This is a genomic window from Thiocystis violacea, assembly GCF_016583575.1.
GTDB lineage: Bacteria > Pseudomonadota > Gammaproteobacteria > Chromatiales > Chromatiaceae > Thiocystis > Thiocystis violacea.
In genome coordinates, this window is record NZ_NRRG01000009.1 from 50,868 (window position 1) to 71,394 (window position 20,527).

Annotated in this window: 16 protein-coding genes; 3 read left to right on the forward strand and 13 right to left on the reverse strand. The window is 66.3% G+C overall.

Going from position 1 to position 20,527, the window contains the following annotated elements:
- Window positions 1-2: 2 nt before the first annotated feature.
- Together CKO27_RS06660 and traN are read left to right on the forward strand one after the other, a co-directional pair.
- Window positions 3-1,046, forward strand: a complete 1,044-nt coding sequence (locus CKO27_RS06660; protein ID WP_200374091.1) for a TraU family protein — start codon at window positions 3-5, stop codon at window positions 1,044-1,046.
- The gene (gene traN / locus CKO27_RS06665; RefSeq protein ID WP_200374092.1) at window positions 1,021-3,402 is read left to right on the forward strand and encodes a conjugal transfer protein TraN; all 2,382 of its coding nucleotides are present in this window, start codon (window positions 1,021-1,023) and stop codon (window positions 3,400-3,402) included. Before CKO27_RS06660 ends, traN begins: the two co-directional genes overlap by 26 nt.
- Before the next feature lie 148 nt (window positions 3,403-3,550).
- Here the strand turns inward: traN and CKO27_RS06670 are convergent, their stop codons facing one another.
- The 12 genes from CKO27_RS06670 to CKO27_RS06725 all read right to left on the reverse strand — a co-directional run bounded on the left by CKO27_RS06670 (window position 3,551) and on the right by CKO27_RS06725 (window position 19,010).
- On the reverse strand, window positions 3,551-3,973 hold the full coding sequence (locus CKO27_RS06670; protein WP_200374093.1) for a nitrous oxide-stimulated promoter family protein: 423 nt from the start codon (window positions 3,971-3,973) through the stop codon (window positions 3,551-3,553).
- 47 nt (window positions 3,974-4,020) lie between these two features.
- Window positions 4,021-5,325, reverse strand: coding sequence for a hypothetical protein (locus tag CKO27_RS06675; RefSeq protein ID WP_200374094.1), 1,305 nt, complete (start codon window positions 5,323-5,325; stop codon window positions 4,021-4,023).
- Window positions 5,322-5,567: a DUF2249 domain-containing protein gene (locus tag CKO27_RS06680; RefSeq protein WP_200374095.1), complete on the reverse strand. Its 246-nt coding sequence runs from the start codon at window positions 5,565-5,567 to the stop codon at window positions 5,322-5,324. Before CKO27_RS06680 ends, CKO27_RS06675 begins: the two co-directional genes overlap by 4 nt.
- A gap of 6 nt (window positions 5,568-5,573) precedes the next feature.
- Window positions 5,574-6,014, reverse strand: coding sequence for a hemerythrin domain-containing protein (locus tag CKO27_RS06685; RefSeq protein ID WP_200374096.1), 441 nt, complete (start codon window positions 6,012-6,014; stop codon window positions 5,574-5,576).
- Window positions 6,015-6,182: 168 nt separating this feature from the next.
- Window positions 6,183-6,806 (reverse strand): hypothetical protein, encoded by a 624-nt coding sequence (locus tag CKO27_RS06690; RefSeq protein WP_242470773.1) that lies wholly within the window; start codon window positions 6,804-6,806, stop codon window positions 6,183-6,185.
- A complete protein-coding gene (locus CKO27_RS06695) occupies window positions 6,803-9,145 on the reverse strand; it encodes a molybdopterin-containing oxidoreductase family protein (RefSeq protein WP_200374097.1) in 2,343 nt (780 codons plus the stop codon). Before CKO27_RS06695 ends, CKO27_RS06690 begins: the two co-directional genes overlap by 4 nt.
- 53 nt (window positions 9,146-9,198) lie before the next feature.
- Complete coding sequence (locus CKO27_RS06700; protein WP_200374098.1) at window positions 9,199-10,293, reverse strand: tellurite resistance/C4-dicarboxylate transporter family protein; 1,095 nt, start codon at window positions 10,291-10,293, stop codon at window positions 9,199-9,201.
- Between the two features lie 244 nt (window positions 10,294-10,537).
- Window positions 10,538-12,085: a respiratory nitrate reductase subunit gamma gene (locus CKO27_RS06705; RefSeq protein WP_200374099.1), complete on the reverse strand. Its 1,548-nt coding sequence runs from the start codon at window positions 12,083-12,085 to the stop codon at window positions 10,538-10,540.
- Window positions 12,085-12,810: a nitrate reductase molybdenum cofactor assembly chaperone gene (locus CKO27_RS06710; protein ID WP_200374100.1), complete on the reverse strand. Its 726-nt coding sequence runs from the start codon at window positions 12,808-12,810 to the stop codon at window positions 12,085-12,087. Before CKO27_RS06710 ends, CKO27_RS06705 begins: the two co-directional genes overlap by 1 nt.
- A gap of 2 nt (window positions 12,811-12,812) precedes the next feature.
- Window positions 12,813-14,363 carry a nitrate reductase subunit beta gene (narH, locus tag CKO27_RS06715; RefSeq protein ID WP_200374101.1) on the reverse strand — a complete coding sequence of 517 codons (1,551 nt, stop codon included), beginning with the start codon at window positions 14,361-14,363 and terminating at the stop codon, window positions 12,813-12,815.
- Between the two features lie 4 nt (window positions 14,364-14,367).
- Window positions 14,368-18,147, reverse strand: coding sequence for a nitrate reductase subunit alpha (locus CKO27_RS06720; protein WP_200374102.1), 3,780 nt, complete (start codon window positions 18,145-18,147; stop codon window positions 14,368-14,370).
- Entirely contained in the window at window positions 18,144-19,010 is an 867-nt protein-coding gene (locus tag CKO27_RS06725; protein WP_200374103.1) for a hypothetical protein, read from the reverse strand. Before CKO27_RS06725 ends, CKO27_RS06720 begins: the two co-directional genes overlap by 4 nt.
- Before the next feature lie 430 nt (window positions 19,011-19,440).
- On the opposite strand from CKO27_RS06725, the gene CKO27_RS06730 reads away from it, so the two are divergent.
- Window positions 19,441-19,908, forward strand: coding sequence for an FKBP-type peptidyl-prolyl cis-trans isomerase (locus tag CKO27_RS06730; RefSeq protein WP_200374104.1), 468 nt, complete (start codon window positions 19,441-19,443; stop codon window positions 19,906-19,908).
- Window positions 19,909-19,929: 21 nt separating this feature from the next.
- Here CKO27_RS06730 and CKO27_RS06735 read toward each other — a convergent pair whose 3' ends face one another.
- Window positions 19,930-20,517, reverse strand: coding sequence for a class I SAM-dependent methyltransferase (locus tag CKO27_RS06735; protein ID WP_200374105.1), 588 nt, complete (start codon window positions 20,515-20,517; stop codon window positions 19,930-19,932).
- Window positions 20,518-20,527 lie beyond the last annotated feature (10 nt).

Here is a 20,527-nt window from a genome sequence, read left to right on the forward strand (position 1 = left end):
AGATGCCTCTGCGGTCCATCCGCTCAGGGCGCGTTCGGTCGGTCGGCGCCTGGCTCCTGCTGGCCCTCCTGGCGCCCCCGATCCCGGGGGCCGCCAGCTCGGCTGCCTGTCCCGATGCGCAACTGCTGGGACCGAAGCTCATCACCGACATCTGCTGGGCCTGTCTGTTTCCGGTGCGGATCGCGGGGGTGCCGATCGGCGGTGGTCCGGTTCCCAGCGGCGCGGCCAATCAAGCCTTCTGTAGCTGCCCGGATCCGCTGGGCCTTCCCAGTCCCGGCCTGGTCATCAGTCTCTGGGAGCCGGCGCGCCTCGTGGAGTTGGTGCGCGTGCCGGGTTGCCTGCCCGCGCTGGGCGGCGCGCGCCTCGATCTGGGTACCATGCGCACCCTGGGCACGCCGGGGCAGGCGCAGTACGACGGCTCGGACAAGGCCTTTTACAACTACCACTATTACGCCTTTCCGGTCCTGATCATGCTCGATCTGTTCTTCCCGGAGCGCTGCAATCCGGATCATCTCACCGACATCGACCTGCTCTATCTCTCCGAGCTGGATCCGACCTGGAACAACGACGAACTGGCGTTCTTCACCAATCCCGAGGCCGCCTTCGTCGCCAATCCCGTCGCACAGGCCGCCTGCCTGGTCGAGGCGGCCTCCGCGACCACGGCGCAGCAGCCCCTCGATGCGTTGTTCTGGTGCGCCGGGGCCTGGGGCGGTCTCTATCCCTTTACCGGGCGCGTGCCGACGCTCAACGGACGCCCCGCCGAGATGAGTCTGGCAAGCGCGCGGGTGCTGGCCGCCCTACATCGACGGGGACTGGCGCGACGCACGCTGGGTAGCGAGGCCCTCTGCGAGGCGCCCCTCGCCCTCCTGTTGCCCAAGTCCCAATACCGACTCTCGCAGTTCTATCCGCGCCCGGAAGTCGATTCCAACCATGTGATCGGCGAGAGCGAATTGCGCTGGGGGTTGGGGCGCAACGTCCCTGGCGTGGGCGAGGATCATCTGTATCTGATCTGGCGCTGGCATGACTGCTGTCTCACCTTCCTGTAACGCCGTCACGCGGGCGGCGTGTGCCCGCCGCGCCCTGTGCGGGCTGTTGGCGATCACGGTCGCCTGGACGCCCTGGGCGCTGGTCTGGGGCGACGACCTCTTTGGGTCGTCGGCAACGGACGGTCAGTCGCTCGGGGTCGCGTTGGGGAGCGATCCGACCCGCCTCGCCCCCTTCGACCATCCCGAGGACTATCGGACGCTGTTCCCCGGTGCCGACGCGGGTGATCTGGCGGATTGGACGGCGCTGTCCGACGATCCGGCGGCGTTGCCAGCCGCGGGTGTCGAGGCCCAACAGGCGTTGGTGAACACGCCCTTCGAGGCGGCCTCCAAGACCGAGCAGGCGTATCAAACGCTGGTCGCGCCCGTGGATCGAGCGCGCCCGGATCTGGCGAGCGATCCGCTGTGGGGGACGACCGATGCGACCCTGTTGTCGCTCGACACCTTCGCGTCCACCTATGGCGACTGCACCTGGGAGGTGTCCTTTCTCAACCAGCCGCGCACCGTGCACGTCCCGGTCTATGAAGCCTGCCTGATCGCGGATAAGGCGCAACCGAAGCTGAGCTGCGCGGCGAGCCGTACCCTGGTCGCTCAAGTGTTCTGGGATCCGGTGTGGGGCACGGATCCCGAGACCGGGGAGGCGATCATCGTCGGCCATACCCGCCGCGTGGTCAAAACGCAGGACGACTGGACCTGGTCGCCCGTCTGTCCCAGCGGCCTCGAGCGGGTGAAGGATGGGTTCTGTCGCAGCACGATCACCTGTACCAGCCACGCCGGGGCCGATTGCGTGGCGGTCCCCGGCGGGGAACTCTGCGGCGGAGAACTGGTGGCGCCACCCTATCATGGGGTCACCGGCGACGAACCCTGGGAGGTCTTTTCCGGGATCGGGGCGGCCTGCCTGGCGGTGCACGTCGCGCTGGACTGTACCAGCTTCAATGAAGGCCCGATGGACGGCTGGACCGCCCCCGATGGGGTCACGCATGCCCCGGACAATCCGGGCGATCAGGACAACTGCGCCACGCTTGACGCCAACCCCCAGTGCCGACGGGTGAGTCGTCAGTGCGCCGAGGCGGCGACCGGGGCCACGGGCGTCTGTTATGTCGACCAGTTGGTCTACGATTGCGGCCGCGACGAAACCATCGCCCACACCACGCGCGTCTCGGACCTCAATTGCGGCGGCGAGATTCGCTGCCTGGGCGACGACTGCGTGACCTTCGCCCCCGAGCAGTCGGACGATTTCGGCACGGCGGTCGCGGCCTTGCATGCCGCCGAGATCCTGGCGCTCGATGGGGACTGCTCCACCGGCACCTGCGAGGTCTTCAAGGGGACGGACCTGGAGTGCAAACGGGCGGTGGGCGGGATCGTCAATTGCTGCGAACGCCCGGAAGGGATCTCCCTGGGCCACTATCTGCGACTGATGTTCGCCATCGCCAAGCTCGACAGCGTCATCCTCTCACTCCATAGCGCCGGCGCGGTCACCCCGGGATTTGGCGCCTGGGAAACCCTGCGTTCGCCGCTGGTCGATACCTGGGCGGCGGTCAAGGACGGCTTTACCTCGGCGGTCAATAACCTCACGGGCCACACGGCGGCGGCGACCACGGAAGCGGCCAAGGAGGGTGTGATCAGCGCCTTCAAGCAGCAGCTCATGCGGCAGACCGCGCAATGGACCGCGCAGGTCTTCGGGCCACAGGCCGCCAATGCACTGTTCGTCAATGCGGCGGGGGGCGGAGCCGCCGTGGGCGCCGACGGCACCCTGATCGCCGCGAACATCCAGTTGGGCGGGATGATCGGAACGGTGATGCTGTCTGTGATGTGGGCCTACCTGATCTACACCATCGTCATGATCCTGATCCAGCTCATCTGGGAGTGCACCGAGGACGAATTCACCCTCGGTGTGCAACGCGAACTGAAAGCCTGCCATCGCGTGGGGTCGTACTGTAAAAAGAACCTCTTCGGGGCCTGCATCGAATCGCGCGACAGTTATTGCTGTTTCAATACCCCGTTGTCGCGCCTCCTCAATGAGCAGATCCGGGGACAGATCGGTCCGGGTTATGGCCGCGCCCAAGCCCCCAACTGCGCGGGCCTTGGGATCACGGCCCTGGCCCGCGTCAACTGGAGCGCCATCGATCTTGGGGAATGGCTCCAGATGCTGACAGCGGCCGACATCATCCTCACTCCCTCTGATCGGATGACGTTCGAGGCGTTGACCGAAGGACAGGACAATCGCACGCAGGCGCGTCTGGAGGATTTGAGCGACGTCCAAACGGTCGGCGGGGCCAATCAGGAGGCCGAGGCGCAAGGGTGGGCGGAAACGTTGCCGATCCTGCCGAGACCCGCTGACGCTGGCCTGGAGCGCTAAGACGCGGTGTCGCCTCCAACAAGGAGGGCACCCTCGGGCGGCCTTGTGTTCGATCAACTCGCGGATTGGCGCGGGCGGTGTCGAGCGGCTCGGTTTGGATCAGGATCGAACGCATGGTTGGCCTCCATCAGGTTTCGAGCCGAGTCCGTCAAGGCTTTGAGCGCTTTTCCCCGCCTGCTCCAGAATCCGCCGCCGCCCCGCGTTTGGTCCGGGCGCGCAACGGCGCCAGGCTCGGCACCCGCCTGAGCTTGTCGAGCATGTGGAGCAGAGCGAGCCAAGGATGCCGCAGCGGCATGCGCGGCCCGGCGTAGCGCATGACGTCACGCACCCGCTCGCGCCGCGACGGACTGTAGCAGTGGACCTCGCAGCGGTTGCAGACCGGCTTCTGCTCCTGGAAAGGACAGGCGTTAAGGCGCTGGTGCGCATAGAGGCGCAGTTGCTCGCAGTCGTCGCAGAGTCCGCGACCGCCGCCGTGATGATCCTGACAGTAGATGCCGAGCATGGCGTCGATGGTGCGCTGCTCTTGCCGGATCCGGGGTCCAGCGCGACCGGATTTCGAGGGGTTTATCATCGTGATGCTTTCCATCGAGACCGAATGGGCGGTCCGCGTTACAGGATTTAGGCAGTGCGCTGGTCCGAGTCGGCGACCGTCAATCTCGCGAACGCCGCGCGATAGCGCAGTGTCGCCCCCACCAGCAGCGCCAGAAGCCAAAGCGCGGCGAGCGCCAGGACCGCGCCGCCCACGTGCGCGGCTGGCGGATAGATGAATCCCAGGCTCGCCAACAGCAGGCCGGAGCCATGGAGCGCCACCTGGACGCGCGCCGGACCATTCGGGATCAATTGCTGCAAGTGCGGGAGGCGGACCCTCCGCTTGCCCAGCGCGAGCTGCCGTGTTTGCAGATGAAGCCAGCAGAGAAAGGGGACGATCTTGAGCAGCATCCCGCTTGGGAGGCCGACGCCGACCCCGATCAGGAGCCAGAGACCCATGAGCTGGTCCGAAGCCCCCAGCGGCCAGGCGAGCACGGCCGCCAGCACCGCACCCATCGCGATCCACCAGTGCAGGAGGGTCGCGTCCAGTTTGGCGCGTGCGCGCCGCGCTTGCAGGATCAAGGTGGTCAGCGCGAACAGCGAAAAGCCAACCGCGATCACGCCATGCGTCGCGCGCCCCATCGCGGAGCCGACGGCGGGCGCGAGTAGCGGCAGGGCGGTGATCACACACAGCGCCAGAAAGAGGGTCGGCACCAGCGCCCGGGTCATCCAGCGTGGATAGGCAGGGGTGACGTGAAACAGCGGTACCACCTGGAAGCCGATGATCAAGATCAGGAGTCCGACCCATCCGAAGAGCCCCCAGGCGACGTGGACCTGAACCCAGTCCAGCAGTCGCGGCAAGGTGACGCGCCTCATCACCGCGAGCGTCAGCACGAGGCCGATGGCGACGGTCGCCAGCAGGGCGAGCCCAACCAGCGGAAAGCCGCGCGGGCTGGCGTGGGCGTGGCGGGCGCGCCAAAGCGCCATCAGCGTGACCAAACCGAAGACCGCGAGGCCGAGTCCCGCCGCGGCGGCACCGCTCGCCAGGGCCGCCGCGCCGCCGCCGAGGAAGCCAAGGGCGAGCAGCGCCGCACCGAGCGCGAGCAACAGATGAACGCTGGTCGCGACGCGCCGAACCGCGGGCACGGGCACCCCGCCGAGCACGGGGAGCATCTGTAGCAGCGCGCCAATCATGACCTGGCCGAGAAAACCGAGGGTGATGAGGTGCGTCGCGGCCAGCGCGGAAGGACTCCAGCGCGTCGCGATCATGGCACCGGCGTCGATCATCAGGACGGCGCCGGCCGAGGCCGCGAACAGCGGCGCGGTCAGGAACAGCCGCAGCGGAAGATCGAGTGGCGGTGTCTGATCCAGGCTGAGATCGGCCATCGTGATCATGAGGGGGCGGCCCTGACGGCCCTGGCCGCGTCGACCGGCTCGATGAGAATGTGCCAGTCACCCTCGGCGCCCGTCACCTCCCAGCGATAGCCCATGCGTCCGAGCAGGTCATAGAGCGGATAAGGCTGACGACGATGACGCAGGACCAGCGGATCCCCGGCGGGGAGCAACGCCAGCGCGTCCAAGGTGCGCTCCAGCGGCTCGGGCGGCGGCAAGTCGGAGACATCGAGCCGGCGGTCCATGGCGGTTTAGGCCCCGAGCCGCGCAACCAGCGTCGCGCCCTCCTCGCCCAGGGCACGATCCGCGAGCGGATAGAGGATGCCTTCCTCCTTGGCGTTGTGCTGTTGGATCAGGAAGTGGAGCGTCTCGCTGAGGCCCGCGTAGTCGGCGGCATCCCCAAGGCGCGCGGCCTCTGTCAGATCCTCCATGAGCTGGCGGATCTGCGCGTGCTGCTGGCGCATCATCTCGGTGGGACCGGTCGCGAGCGGCGAGACGTCCTCCAGGGGCGGGAACAGGACCTCTTCCTCGAAGAGAAAATGTTGCTCCGTTGCCTGACAGAAGGTCTCGGTCTCGCGCACGACCCAGGACCAATCGACCGAACGTCCGGAAACGTCCAGGGCGGCGAGTAACCGATCGCAGCGGCGGTGATCCGCGGTCAAGGTGTCGGTGATGGCGGAGTTAGCGGACATGGACGCTCCTCGTGGATTTGGGATTGGCGGGTGATCCACAACGACAGGAACGTCATTGCGCGGCCGACCATGACCTGGATTTTCGGTTCGCCCTGGGGCGCCTTCCTTGACCTAAGTCATGCCGATTCCGGGCGCTCTCGCGGGTCGCTCGGTTGCGGCGCGGAGCCATCAGAGCGCGACCCCGTGTCCGGCCGCGACCATGAACATCAGCATGGGAATGGAGAGCACGGCGTTGATCCGCGCCACGGTGGCGATGGTGCGCTTGGCCCGGGCGAGATCCGCCTCGCCTTCCGATTTCGCGAGCCCCATGACCTTCTTCTGATTCGGCCAGAGCACGAACCAGACGTTGATCAGCAGAATCGTCCCCAGCCAGACGCCGATCCCCATGGGCAGTCCGTAGGCGGTGTCGCCGCCGCGGCTCAGACCCAGGGTGAAGGCGGCGAGCAACTGATCGGTGCGGGCCAGATACCAGGCGCCGGTCAGCCAGGTCGCCAGTGCCGCCCAGCGGAACCAGAGCAGCGCCCTGGGCAGGATGTACTTGCCGATCGCGGCCGGTCCCGGTCCGCCCGGATCGGCGGTAGCCGCCGCGATCGCGGGCATCTGGACGAAGTTGAAGTAATAGAGCAGCCCGACCCAAAGGATGCCGGCGAGGATGTGCGCCCAGCGCACCAAGGCCAGCTCGTCGAAATCCAGCAGCCCGTCGCCGCTGAAGAGATGGACGATCATGGCGAGCAGGGCCGAGAGAAGCAGGCCGGCGATCCAGACACCTTTGATCGAATGCAATGGGTTCATGGCAAGACTCCCCGTTCGCTAGCCGGTGTTGAAGTTGGGACATCGCGCGCGATCGCGCAGGGATACCCGCGCATCGCGTTGGAGCCGCTGGCAGGATCGAAACCTGCGTCGTCGATCAGCGCGTTGTAGTTGAAGCGATCGATGGCGTAGTCCGGCAAATCGAGCTCCGGGCAGGACTCCCACCACCCGTACTGCGCGCAGAGGCTATCGGCCGCGAGCCCGGCGGTGATGCGGGCACGCGCGCGCATCGACCCGACCGCTGACCGAATCCGAACCCAATCCCCTTCCGAGATACCCTCGCGTTCGGCCAGCTCCGGACCCAGCTCGACCAGCGGCTCGGGCAGCTTGCCGCGCAGCGCTGGCAAGGCATGCTGTTGACTGTGGCAGTAATAGGGCGACTTCGCCGTGGTGAGCCGCAGTGGGTAGGTAGCGCTCAGGGGTAGCTGGTCGATTTCGAACGTCGGAAGCGGGGATTGCCCCGCGTCCAGCAACGCCTCCGAATAGAGTTCGAGTCGGCGGGTCGGGGTTGCGAAGCCATGGCGTCGATAGGGGCGATCCTCCGTCACGAGCGGCAGCGGCAACCCCTCGGGATGGCGCTCCAACTCCTCAAGCGAGATCCCGGTCGGGGCGATCTGATGACGCAGCCCCGCCCCTTGGTCGCCGTCGAAGAAGCGGTCTCCCAGACCAAGCCGCTCGGCGAGCGCGAAGACGATGGCGGTATCCGACCGGCTCTCGCCCATCGGCGGCAGCACCGCTTGGCGGTACTGCAACCAGGCCGAGCCTCGCTCACCGAGCTGGAATCCGGCCGCCAGGCCATCGCGCTCCCAGGGCGAGGCCACCGGAAGCACCAGATCGGCGTCGTCCGCCGTGGGGTTGAGAAACAGATCCGCGTGGACATAGAAGTCGAGGGCGCGCAAGGCCGGTACCAGGGTCGGCGTATTGGGTTTGGTGAGCAGCGGATTGGCGCCGAAGCTCAGCAGACCCCGCACCGGGTAGGGTTCGGCGTCGAGCACCGCGCGGGCGAAATCCCGACTCGTGACCCAGCCCCTGGCGGGCGGACCGAGCGGCCGCTCCGCTTGCCCCAGGGTCATGCCGAGCCGCTCCGGCGGCAGCAGATCCAGGCCCATGATGTCATTGAGCGGCGGCGCGGCGAAACGCCGGTTGCCACCGCGAGCCCCGAAGTCGCCGGCCAGCGCATGGAGCAGCCCGATCGCGCGGGCGGTTTGAGTCGCGTCCACCTGCTGGCAGATCCCGGCCCAATGGAAAAAGCTGACGGGTCCGGACGTATGCAGGAGGCGCGCGGTCTCGCGAATCTGCTCCTCGGGAAGGCCGCAGAGGGCCGCCGCGCGCGCTGGCGGATACTGGGCGCAGCGCTCGGCCAGACACTGAAAGGCCGGCCGACAGCGCACCGGAAGGCCGCGCACCCGCACCACCCTGTCCCCGAAGAACGCCGCGCGCTCCGGCGACCCGTCGGGATAGCGGCCACTGGCCGGATCATAGGCCAACGGCCGTTGCCGGCCGGAATCCCAGACCATCAGGGTGTCGCCATCGCCGCGTATGAAGCGACCGTTATCGGCGCGCACCAGCAGCGGTCCATTCGACCAGTGCGCGATGAACTGCGCGTCGTACCAGCCGTTCTCGATCATTTCACCGGCGATCGAGAGCGCCAGGATACCGTCGGTTCCAGGGCGCACCGCGAGCCACTGGTCGGCGGCCGCCGCGAGTCCGACCCGGCGGGGATCGACCACGACCAGCCGCGCGCCGCGCCGCCGGGTCCGCGCCGCCTCCCGCGCAAAGGCGGGCCAGGAGGTGGACGGATTGAACCCCCAGAAGAGCATGCAGCCGGTGTGCTCGAAGTCCGGGACGCCGATGTTCGATCCGAACGTCAGGGCGCTGCCGAAATCCTTGTGCCAGTTACAGTTCTCGGTCGCGAAGAGGACGTTCGGGCTGCCGAAGGCGTGGGCCAGACGATGAATCCAGCCGAAGGCGTCCGCCACGGCGGTCCCGCTCGGCGTGGTGACCCCGAAGACGACCGATTCCGCGCCATGCCGATCCGCGCTCGCGCGCATCCGCTCCGCCGTGAAGCTCAGCGCCTCCTCCCAGGAGACGCGCCGCCAGCCGGGGTCGCCCTCCCCTTTCGGACGCGTGCGCATCAGCGGATGGAGCAGTCGCCGCGCGCTGTGCACCAGCTCCGGGGCCGCCCGGCCCTTGATGCAGAAGCTGCCGCCGGTCGGGTGCTCGGGATCGGGACGCACCCCGATCAAGCGCCCGTCCTCGACGCTGGAAATGGCTCCGCAACGCGAAATGCAGAGCGGGCAATAACCACGGATCTCATGCATGCGGGATTGCTCCAGTAGAGAGTGCATCCCATCCTGAACGCGGTCTTGATGCATCATTCGCGGCCGAGGCCAGACGCGCCGAGCCGCGTCACCATCCGCAGGATGCTTACGAGCCGCCGCAGGAGCCCGAAGAAGGTCAGTCCCCAGGCCAGGAAGGCGGCGTAGATGGTGACGGCCGGGATCACCCGCAGCACCTCCATGTCCAGTGCCATCGCCAGATGATGCGTACTGACGGTGTACATCCCCAGCGGAAAGACGGCGCCCCAGAACAGCGGCGTATAGACGAGGGGCACGCCTTTGCGCCAATGCGTCCAGACGGCCAGACAGATCAACAGCGGGATCCACCAGGTACCGGCGGCCCAGAAGAAGAGCGTGAAGCCCTTGATGAAGGGCGCCAGCTCCAGCAACAGTGGCGATTCCCCCGCGTGCAGGACCAGGGTCGCGCCCGCCTGCGTCGCGATGGCCGTGGCCCCCATGCTGATCCAGTAGGGCGGCGTGAGGCTGCCGGGCTCGACCGCCAGGAAGGTGAGCCGCTGAAAGACCAGGGCCATGATGTTCAGGTAGAGCATGCCGCCCATGAAGTAGAAGAGGAGGCAGAGGAAGAGGATGTCCTCCTGATGCGTCGGGAAATGCTCGGCGACGAGGGCGCCGAGCACCGCGATGGACTGGGTGGCGACCGAGGCGATCAGCCAGACACCGCTCAGTCCCTCTTCGATGGACGGCTTACTCGGATGGACGATGACCGATGTAAAGAAGGCGTAGCTGATCAGTCCCCAGAGGCCGAGCGCGAGCATCCAGAGTCCTGTTGCCAGGTCCGCCTGGTCCGTCAGGATCAGGAGTTGGCTGCCGACGACGCTGGTCCCGGCGACGATGGTGAAATATCCGGGTCCCTTGGAGTGCGTGCGCAGGTCCGCCAGCAAGCGTTCCGGGTGCAACACCAGTCTCAGCAGCGTCATCGCCCAGAGGATCGTGAAGGCGACCAGGTTCAGCGCCAACAGCCCCATCGCGATCCGGTGAAATCCGAGTGCCTCGCCCGCCATCGAGACGATGCCGGTCGCCATGACCAGCGCGAAAGACGCCGGTGAAAGACCGGAGATCCAATCCCGGGCGATGTGCGTGCCGGACCATTCTGACTGTGGCTGCTGCATGCTTGGTCATCCACCGGAAAGTTGTCGCTTGTTTCTCCGCCCGACGGTGGAAAGCGACAGGAACCGCGCGGCGCGAACTGAGCGAGGTAGGATGGGCAGAGCGAAAGCGATGCCCATCTTTCCAGCCGCTGCGCATTCAGGTTTGTGCCGGATGACATCGGCACGGTTCGATGGGCATCGCGGCGCTCGGCCCAATCCTTGCGTTTCGAGCGTACAGGATGGGCATCGCTCCGCTCTGCCCATCCTACGGCGACCGCCGCTGGGCGCTCGCGATTTGGCTTCTCGGCAGGATGTCGTGCTCCAGATAGGCGATGAGCGCCCAGATCCGCTCCGGTCCAACCTCGGCGTAGTGGGGCATGAGCCATTCGCCTTTCGCGCGCGGCATCCCGGCGGCGATGCGGTAGTACAACTGCGTCGGGCTGGCGCCGCCCTTCAGCGGTTGGGTGCGCAGATTGCGGGGCGGGATGACGTGACCGGCGGCATCCGTCCGGAGCTTGGTCAGGACGCCATCGCCCGCGCCGCTGTCGCCGTGGCAGACGGTGCAGAGGCTGGCGTAGTCCTGCTTGCCCTGGGCGATCATGGCCGCCGTCGTGGCCGGGCGCTCCGGGATGGCGATCCGCTCGCCCGGCGCGGGGCGATCCTGCCAGAGGAATTTCACCGTCTCGATCAGCGACGCCACCTGGCGCTCGGAGAGCCGGCCAAAATTGGGCATGCCGGAGCCGTGCAGTCCATTGACGATGACGTGTCGCAGATCGGCATCTGACGCGACCCCATTGTTCGTGGAGATGAACTGGAAGTGTCCGGCGGTGAGGTCGCGCGGCACGGCGCTGAAGGTCGGTGACTTGGCCCCTGGGCCATCGCCATGCCCCTTGAGTCCATGGCAGCGGGCGCACTGACTCACATAGAGCGGATAGCCGTCGAGCACCGTCCGACCAGGCGTCGCCTCCGATGGCTCCGCCGCGGTCGTCTTGGCCTGCGCCTCCTGCACCAGCCCATCCAGGTTCGGTCCCGGCAGGGTCAGGCCGATCAGGCCCAGCACCGCGAGCACGCCGGCGGCCAGATAGGTCATATAGGACTTGTCCGTAACCCCCTTGAACTCCCAGCAGCCGAGCACCCAGCCGTTCTGGAACTTCTTCGCCGCCGTGCGCAGCACCTGATAGGGGCGGACGAAATAGTTCACCGGCAGCGTCCAGGCGTGGATGAGCTTGGTGAAGGGGAAGTAGGCCGCGAAGGCGAAGGCCAGCAGCACATGCAGCTTGGTCAACAGCGGCGCGGAGGCCATCAGCTCCGGCTGGGGCGAGAAGCGCCAGAGGCTCGCGAACCAGGGTCCGGCGGTGAATGACACGCCCCAGATCTTGTGCACCAGCGCCTGATAGATGGCGATGCCGAGGATGGCGATCAGGAAGAGATGCACGGCATAGTCGTCCGGCTGGCTCATGGCGCGCATCTCCGGCACCTGGATCCGGCGCGCCAGGGCGATGATGGAGCCGGTGATGGCGGCCAGGCCGCCGAGCGTCGCCATCCAGAAGAAGGCCCCGACCCAGCTTCCCCACCCCAGGATGCCGCCGATCAGCCCGGCGAGGTGGCCGAAGAAGACCAGGAAGATGCCCCAGTGCAGCAGGTGCGCGGCCAGACCCAGGATGTCACGGCCGAGAAAGATACCGCTGGCGCGGGTGCTCATGCCGAAGGGTCGGTAGACCATGCGGATGAAGGGCACCACGAAGAAGAGCGTCAGCGCCACGTAGGGGAAGACGCCCCAGATCAGATAACTCGAACCAAGATAGTCGTTCATCAGCGTTCCCACCCTGTCAGTGACAGACCTTGAGAGGACGGCGCTCCCGCCGGGCTACCCATGCGCACCGGGATGGTCGCCTTGACCTCCGGATCGAGCCAGACCGGATCGTCGGCAAGACGCTCCTGGTCCTCCTCCGCGACCGACTCCAGCGCCTCCATCAGCAGGTCATAGACGCTCTCGTACTTCTGGAGCGCCTTACGCATCGGCGGAATGCCGGGCAGGAGACACTGGTCGACGAAGCGTCGTCGCAGACCGATGCCGTCGCGCTCCGGGTGGTCGGCGCTGATCGCCAAGAACTCGATCATCACCGGCAGGAAGTCCGGCAGCTCCGCCCCCGCCAGGTCGAACCCGAAGTGCTCGTACATGGCCTTGAGTTCGATCATGTACTGGTTGCGCCCGCAGGCCCCCGCGCCCCGGCAGGAGTTGGGCTCGTCGTAGAGATGCGCCCCCAGATAGAGCGGACAGGGCGGCGTCAGCTCCAGGGTCTGGGTGTATTCATCGACGTCGTGCGCGGCTGGGGAGGCCAGGAAACGCTCGATGCACTCACGCATCGGCGTCCGTGGCAGGGCTTCGAGGGCGCGCTCCACCCGTCCGGCATCCCGGACGGCTGGATTGAGCAACAGCTCCGCGATCACCCCGTACATGGCCCCGAGATCCCAGCCCGCCGACCCCGTCGATCCCAGTTCCTCCGCGAAGGATTCAGTCAGTCGGACGGCGCTCATGGTCAGCTCCCCACACCCATCTTGTTGCCGTGGAAGGAGGTGCGCCGCTTGGGACTCTGTTCCGGAGCCAAGAGGTCGTACCCGGTGAAGCCGCGCTCCAGATAAGGCGCGTTGTCGGTGTCCTCGGTGCGCGAGGTGGCGATGACGAAGCGCTCGTGGAAATGCGCCAGGGACAGCAGCCTATGCATGTGCCGCGCCTGCTCGATGGTCAGCCCGACCGCCTTGAGGATGCTGTCGTCGGTGCGGCCCTCCACCCGCTCCTGCCGGCGGAACTCGCGCAGCGCGAGCTGACGCAGCAGCGCCGTCTCGACCAGCTCGGTATTGCCGGCCGCCAGCAGACGGGCCAGATACTCGATCGGGATGCGGAACTCCTTGAGGTCCGGCAGCACCGTTCCGCCGTTCACCATGTCGAGCGTCCCGCGCGCGTTCGGCTTGGCCGTCTGCACCGGACTCTCCGGCGGGATGTAGAACAGGCTCGGCAGGGTGCGGAATTCCGGATGCAGCGGCAGCGCGATCTCCCACTCCTTGACCATCCTGTAGACCGGCGAGCGGCGGCAGGCGTCCAGCCAGTTGTCCGAGACCCCCTGGCGCTTGGCCTCGGCGATGACCTCCGGATCGAAGGGGTCGAGGATGATCTCGCGGTGGCGCGCCACCAGGTCCTTCTCGTCCTTGGTGTTGGCGACCTCGGCGACCCGGTCCAGGTCATAGAGCAAGGGACCCAGATAGCGGATGCGCCCGACGCACGCCTGGAAGCACATGGGCGGCTGCCCGGTCTCCAGACGCGGGAAGCAGAGGATGCACTTCTCCGACTTGCCGGTGCGCCAGTTGTAGTAGGTCTTCTTGTAGGGACAGCCCGAGACGCAGTAGCGCCAGCCGCGGCAGCGGTCCTGATCGATGAGGACCACGCCGTCCTCCTCGCGCTTGTAGTTGGCGCCCGAGGGACAGGAGCCGACGCAGCCCGGATTGAGGCAGTGGTTGCAGATGCGGGGCAGGTACATCATGAAGGACTGCTCGAACTTCAGCAGCGCCTTGCGGGCCTCCGGCGTCATGTCGCTGAAGTTGTAGTCGAGCGAGCCGGTCCCCTCCTCGTGCGTGCCGGCGCCGTTGTCCTCCCAGTTGACCCCATAGGTCAGCTCGATGTCCTCCTCGCCCGTGATCTGCGACTTGGGACGCGCGACCGGCTGCGAATACTTGGTCGGCTGCTCGGAGTGCAGATCCTCGTAGGTGAAGGTGAAGGGTCCCTTGCCGTAGTAGTCGTTCATCTGCGGCAGCACGGGGTTGTAGAAGAGACTGATCATCTCCCAGAAGCGCGACGCCTGATTGAGCTTGGGCGCGTCGCCCTCCGGATCCTGCTTCCAGCCGCCCCGGTACTTCTCCTGGTTCTCCCACTGCTTGGGATAACCCGCGCCGGGCTTGGTCTCGACGTTGTTCCAGAACATGTATTCCGCGCCTTCGCGGTTGGTCCAGACGTTCTTGCACGCAATGGTGCAGGTTTGACAACCCAGGCACTTATCCAGGTTGAAGACGATTCCCATCTGTTGCTTGATGCGCATGAGGTTATGCCCCGACGTTGAGCTGCGACTCTTGATAGATGACCTTCCGCCCGCGCGTCTCCATCGGCTTCTTGCGGATCAGCACCACGCAGTCGCGCTCCGATGGACTGGTGCCCTGGTAGTTGAGCCAATAGGTCCAGTTGGCATAGCCGCCGACCATGGTGGCCGGGTTCATCATGATCCGGGTGGTGGCGTTGTTATTGCCGCCGCGCAGATCGCTGACGCCCCGTTCCCTGGCGAGCGAGGAGAAGGGCACGTTCACGTGCCGCTCGGTCTGGTGATAGACGATCGACATATCGCGCGGGACCGTGTGGCTGACCACGGCGCGGGCGACCTGGATGCCGTTCTCGTTGAAGATCTCGACCCAGTCGTTGTCCGCCACCCCGATGTCGCGGGCGTCGTCGTCGTTGATCCAGACCGTCGGCCCGCCCCGGAACATGTTCTGCATCTGCCAGGAGTCGCCGAACATGCTGTGGATGCCCCACTTCTGGTGCGGGGTGATGAAGCGGAACAGCTTGGCCCCCTTCATCTGGATGTCCTTCTGGGCCACGTCGCCGATCGACACCATGTCCACGGGCGGCTTGTAGACCGGGAAGTCCTCGCCGAGGTCGCGGAACATGCGGTGGTCGTAATAGATCTCCTGCCGTCCGGTCAGCGTATGGAAGGGTTTCAGGGCCTCGATGTTGAGCGTCCAGGGCGAGTAGGTCCGGCCCTTGGTCTCGATCGCCGACCAATGAGGCGAGGTCAGGGCGCGCCGGGGCTGGGAGATGAGATCCGGATAGTGATAGGCGGTCTCGCGCTCCGGCTCGACGATGTGCGCGAGCGGCACCCCGCAGCGCTTCTCCAGGTTCTTGAAGATCTGGTAGGACAGCTCGCCGTCGCTCTCCGGTGAGATGCGCAGGATCACCTCGCACACCTTGGCCGCTGTCTCCATGTTCGGCCGGCCCTGCTTCTCGCCGACCAGATAGCTCTCCTTCATCTGCTCATAGGCTTCCGCGAGATCGCCCTTGATGCCCTTGGCCCCGTAGCCGTTGGGCTTGGTGACCGCTGGACCCAGGGTGGTGTACATGTCGTGGATCTTGGTGTAGTCGCGCGTCACCACACTGACGTTCGGGAAGGTCTTGCCCGGAATCGGCTCGCTCTCCCCGGTCCACCAGTCGCGCAGCTCGCCCATGGGTTGCGCCATCTCGTCGGGCGTGTCGGTGCTGAGCGCCGTCATCACCAGATCCTCGATCGGGTCCGGCAGATGAGTCTTGGCCAGGGCGCTGACCTTCTCGGCGATGATCCGGAACGCCTCCCAGTCGTGCTTGGACTCATAGGCCGGGTCATGCGCCGGCGTGAAGGGATGCAGGAAGGAATGCAGATCCGTGCAGGTGAGGTCGAACTTCTCGTACCAGTGCGCCGTGGGGAGCACGATGTCCGAGTAATTCGCGGAGGAGTCCATCCGCAGGTTGACGTTGTAGATGAGATCCAGCTTTCCGAGCGGGGCGTTCTCGGTCCAGTCGATCTCGTTGACCATGTCCTTGGCGCGGGTCTCGCCGCCGAGCACGTTGTTGTGGGTGCCGAGCATGTGCTTCAGGTTCAGCTCGTGCCCGCGCATGCTGGTGCCGATGAGATTGCCGCGATAGATCCAGAGCACCTTCGGGTGGTTCCTGGGCGAGTCCACGTTGGGCAGCGCGAACTTGAGCTTGCGCTCCTTGAACTGCTTCGCGACCCATTGTTTGACCTCGTCCAGGCTCTCGCAGCCGGCCTTGCGGGCGTCCTGCATCACATCCGTGGGATTGCGCTCGTCGAACTGCGGGAAGAAGGGTAGCCAGCCGTTGCGCACCGCGACCGCGTTCATATCGGCGGCATGATTGGCCTTGGCCGGCATCTCCTTGGCACGCGGCGCCCAGAGCGGGTCCAGGCTCATGCCGTCATAGCGCCACTGATCCGTGTGGAAGTAGAAGTAAGAGGTGGAGTTCATCTGCCGCCCGACGTTGCCCCAGTCGGCGGCGTTGCCGATGGTGCCGATCGCGGCCATGTTGCGGATCTTCTCAGTGCCCACGTAGTGCGCGAAGCCGCCGCCGTTGCGCCCCTGACAGCCGGTCAGAATCCCCATGACCGCCTCGGAGCGATAGGTCAGGGAGCCGCCGTGATACCAGTGCAGGATGCCCGAGCCGGTGATGAAGAGACACTTGCCCTGGGTCTTCTCGGCGGTGTCCGCCCATTCGCGCGCCACCCGGATCGCCAGGTTGCGGTCGACGCCGGTCTCCTGCTCCTGCCAGGCCGGGGTATAGGCTTGGGAGGCGTCGTCATAGTCCTTGGGATAGCCCGCGCCCGAGAGACCCCGGTTCACGCCGAAACTGGCGAGCAGCAGGTCGTAGGCCGTGGCGACGCGAACCTTGGTGCCGTCCTTCTTCGTCATCACCCGGCTCGGCACGCCGCGCAGGCTCTTCTGCGCCTTCTCGCCCCGCAGCGCCGTGGTGCCGAACTCGACGTTGAAGGTGTGGGTGAAGTCGGCGTACTCGACGATCACCTCCTCGTAATCGCCGTCCATCAGGGTCAGCATGGGCTCGAAGGGCTGGGCCGTCACCGCGTCCTCGTTCTTGAGGTTCCAGCGTCCGGTGTTCCGTTCCTCCCAGCGGAAGCCGAGCGAGCCGCCCGGCAGGTGCAGCTCCCCGTCCTTGCCGAGACAGGGAATCTTCCAGTCGCCCAGCTCCTCGTCCTGGTAAGCCTCCAGGTCGCTGGCACGCAGGAAACGCCCGCTCGCATAGTGGTCGCCCTCCTCGTCCAGGATCACCAGGAAGGGCAGATTGGTGTACTGCGCCACGTAGTCGTGGAAATACTGCGAGCGGCGATTGACGTGGAACTCCTGCAGGATGACGTGGATGCAGGAGAGGATGAAGGCGGTGTCCGTGCCTGGGCGCACCGGCACCCAGAGGTCCGCGAACTTGGTGACGTCCGAGTAGTCCGGCGAGAGATTGACCAGCTTGCCACCGTTGTACTTGTGCTCGGAGGCGAAGTGCGCGTCCGCCGTGCGGGTCATCGGCAGGTTGGAGCCCATGACGATCCAGTAGGCGCTCTGGTACCAGTCGGCGGACTCGTGCACATCGGTCTGATCGCCCCAGATCATGGGCATGACGTGCGGCAGGTCGTGATACCACTCGTAGAAGCTGAGCATGGTGCCGCCGAGCAGATTGGACAGGCGGTGACCGGACAGGAAGCTGACCATGCTCATGGCCGGGATCGGCGAGAACGACGCCAGATGGTCCGCGCCATACTCCTTGATGGTGTAGACCTTGGCGGCGGCGATGATCTCGGTCGCCTCGTCCCAGGTGGTGCGACGCCAGCCGGCCTTACCGCGCGCGTTGCGATAGGCCGTGGTGCGCTCCGGGTTTTCGACGATCGCGCCCCAGGCCGCGACCGGGTCCTTGCCCGCCGCGCGCTCGGCGCGCCAGAAGTCGAGCAGCACGCCCCGGACGTAGGGATATTTGGGACGCACCGGACTGTAGGGATACCAGGAGGCCGAGATCCCGCGCTGACAGCCGCGCGGCTCATAGTTCGGCGTCTGATCGTTGATCTGGGGCCAATCGGTCTTCTGCAGCTCCCAGGTGATCATGCCGTTCTTGACGAAGACCTCCCAGGAGCAGGAGCCGGAGCAGTTGACGCTATGGCTGGTGCGCACCGACTTGTCGTACTGCCAGCGGCGCCGGTAGAAGTCCTCCCACTTGCGCGGCTCGTCCAGCTCACGGAACCAGCGGGAGCCGGCGTTCTCTTTGCTGTCGTCTTTGGTCTTGCTCATGGCCGTGCTGCCTCTTGGGTGTCCGGTTGGTCTTGCGCGCCGGTCTCGCTGGCGTGCGCCAGCGAGAACGCCTTCACGAAGGGGCGGAAATCCCGCACCGTGCCGTAGATCGCCACCACCGCCGCGCGCCGCTCGTCGTAGACGAGATTCACCGCCTCGGAGCGGCCGATCGGATGGGGCACGGCGTTGTTGTCGTGGTCGACCCAGTCCTCCTTCATCGCCTGCATCGAGACGTAGAGGAGGTCGCCGCTCGGGTGGGCCTGCCACCAGACGCGGTAATCCCAGCCGTCCAGCTCGATCTCGCGCTGGCAGGTGCGGGCCTGGGGGTCGTGGGGGTCGATGTCCCATTGCAGGACCTGGACACCGATGTCGTAACTGATCGCCTCGCGTGGACCGCTGAGCGGCTTTGGCCCCCCAGGTCCATAGCCGGCCGCCGGCGCCATGTCCGGCCGCCCGAGCGCGATGGCGAGCAGATCCGGCTCCGGCAGCTCGCCGTCTTCCAGATACTCCGCCTGCAAGGGGGTCATGAGCCGGCTCGGCTCCGTGGTCCCGCCCCCGGCGACCCGCTTCAGCTCCTTGGCCAGATCCTCGGCGCTGCGCAGGGACACCTCATGAACGTAGGGGGCGATGCGACGGATCTGCACGTCCGCGAAATTGGCGCGCAGCAACACCGCGCGCATCTCCCGCTCCATGGTCGCGACCTTCTCCTGATCGCGCGTATCGGGCTTGAACTCGACCTCCACCATGGGACCGATCGCGAGGATCTCCCCCACGAACCCCGAGGCCACGATGTCGCGCGAGAAGCCAGGGTAATGGACCTCCCGGAGCAACTCGCGCACCTGCTGCGACTCCGCGTTCATCATCGTGTCTTCACTCCTCCGCCTCCGTTATCAGACCCAGGAGCGGCGGCGCGGATCGAGTCCACATCGGCTGTCCTGGAGGGATGATTTCGACAGAGAGTCTTCAGCAACAGGTATGCCAGGGACTAGAGCGCCGTCATGACAGGCGTTCAGGCGGAGCGGGGGGGCGGCGACTGCGACACTTTGTTCGCAGGTACCGAGTGCGGTTGGGCCAATGTGTCCCGGCCGCTAGTCCGCCACGCTGGATGCGGCTCGCCGACCACGAGCCTAAGTGCGTACACACGCGCCGCTGTGGAGTCTTTCCTGGGCATGCCTCCTAATCCTGATTGCACGGCAGGGGCCTTGCATGGAGCGTTCGCCCCGAGTCGCCACGATCCAGGGGCGCGAGCACTGGATGGCGTTGAGCAAAACCGACTGACAGGAGAAAAATGCAATGACGACCGCCAAGCTTGGCGATAGGGTCGAAGTCCATTACCGTGGAACCCTGGCCGACGGAACGACCTTTGATTCCTCGCGCGGGCGCGAGCTGCTGGTCTTCACCCTAGGCCAGGGCCAGATGCTGCCCGACTTCGAGGAGGCGCTGATTGGCATGGGCGCGGGGGAACGGAAGACCATCATCATCCCCTGCGAAAGCGCCTACGGCGAGCACGACACCAGGATGAACTTGACGGTGCCAAAAGACGCGATCGATGTGGGCACGGCGCTCGAGGTCGGCACCATCCTGCGTGCTCAAGCACCGGACGGTGAGACCGCGAGCTTCACGATCGTCGCGCTCGACGCCGAGACGGTGAGCATGGACGGAAATCACCCGCTCGCCGGTCATGACCTGACCTTCGATCTCGAGCTGGTCCGTATCGTGGCGTCGGCGCCAACGGCCGCGTCGCCGCAGGGACTCGCCTGAGCCTGGACGTCAGGCGGACTCTCAGCGAGCCTTCTCGGCCACCATCAACGCCAGATCACCCAGCCCAGAGGCGGGGTCGGCGAGTCGGCCTTCTTCTCGGTAGCCTCGCACCACCAACCCCCTGAAGAGATCCAACAGCTCGTTTGGGGCCAGACGGAAGGCGGGGTCGCGTGGACCCCGCCCATCGACGCTCTCTCGCGTGAAGGTTTCGTAGAACAGCAGACCGCCTGGCCTCAAGGCCGCGACGATCTTCGGCGCCAGATCCCGGTCGAGAAAGCGTACGACAGCGATCACGTCAAAGCGCCCTGACTCGGGCGGGTGTGCGATGAGGTCCCGTGCCTCGGCAGCAACCGGGAGCCGGAGTTGTGCCGCTGCGGCCCGCAGTTGGTCGATGGCGACTGCGGACAAGTCCCAGGCGCGCACATCCAGACCGCGTTGCGCGAGCCAGAGTGCATTGCCGCCCAGCCCGCACGCGAGATCCACCGCGCTCCCGGTCGTTGGCACCAGGTGGGCGAAGTGCCTCAGCACCGCCGCCGGCCGTGGGGCTGGGGTGAGGCCGCGGTAGCGTGCATCCCAGCGCTGACGCTGCCCGTCAAGGGTTTCCGCCATGGCGCTGGCC

Bases quoted from the DNA above. Each gene is read 5' to 3' on its own strand.
- CKO27_RS06735 (WP_200374105.1), bottom strand. From the start codon at position 20,517: ATGGCGGAAACCCTTGACGGGCAGCGTCAGCGCTGGGATGCACGCTAC.
- CKO27_RS06660 (WP_200374091.1), top strand. From the start codon at position 3: ATGCCTCTGCGGTCCATCCGCTCAGGGCGCGTTCGGTCGGTCGGCGCC.
- CKO27_RS06690 (WP_242470773.1), bottom strand. From the start codon at position 6,806: ATGAACCCATTGCATTCGATCAAAGGTGTCTGGATCGCCGGCCTGCTT.
- CKO27_RS06670 (WP_200374093.1), bottom strand. From the start codon at position 3,973: ATGATAAACCCCTCGAAATCCGGTCGCGCTGGACCCCGGATCCGGCAA.
- CKO27_RS06725 (WP_200374103.1), bottom strand. From the start codon at position 19,010: ATGATGAACGCGGAGTCGCAGCAGGTGCGCGAGTTGCTCCGGGAGGTC.
- traN (WP_200374092.1), top strand. From the start codon at position 1,021: ATGACTGCTGTCTCACCTTCCTGTAACGCCGTCACGCGGGCGGCGTGT.
- CKO27_RS06695 (WP_200374097.1), bottom strand. From the start codon at position 9,145: ATGCATGAGATCCGTGGTTATTGCCCGCTCTGCATTTCGCGTTGCGGA.
- CKO27_RS06675 (WP_200374094.1), bottom strand. From the start codon at position 5,325: ATGATCACGATGGCCGATCTCAGCCTGGATCAGACACCGCCACTCGAT.
- CKO27_RS06730 (WP_200374104.1), top strand. From the start codon at position 19,441: ATGACGACCGCCAAGCTTGGCGATAGGGTCGAAGTCCATTACCGTGGA.
- narH (WP_200374101.1), bottom strand. From the start codon at position 14,363: ATGCGCATCAAGCAACAGATGGGAATCGTCTTCAACCTGGATAAGTGC.
- CKO27_RS06685 (WP_200374096.1), bottom strand. From the start codon at position 6,014: ATGTCCGCTAACTCCGCCATCACCGACACCTTGACCGCGGATCACCGC.
- CKO27_RS06710 (WP_200374100.1), bottom strand. From the start codon at position 12,810: ATGAGCGCCGTCCGACTGACTGAATCCTTCGCGGAGGAACTGGGATCG.
- CKO27_RS06680 (WP_200374095.1), bottom strand. From the start codon at position 5,567: ATGGACCGCCGGCTCGATGTCTCCGACTTGCCGCCGCCCGAGCCGCTG.
- CKO27_RS06700 (WP_200374098.1), bottom strand. From the start codon at position 10,293: ATGCAGCAGCCACAGTCAGAATGGTCCGGCACGCACATCGCCCGGGAT.
- CKO27_RS06705 (WP_200374099.1), bottom strand. From the start codon at position 12,085: ATGAACGACTATCTTGGTTCGAGTTATCTGATCTGGGGCGTCTTCCCC.
- CKO27_RS06720 (WP_200374102.1), bottom strand. From the start codon at position 18,147: ATGAGCAAGACCAAAGACGACAGCAAAGAGAACGCCGGCTCCCGCTGG.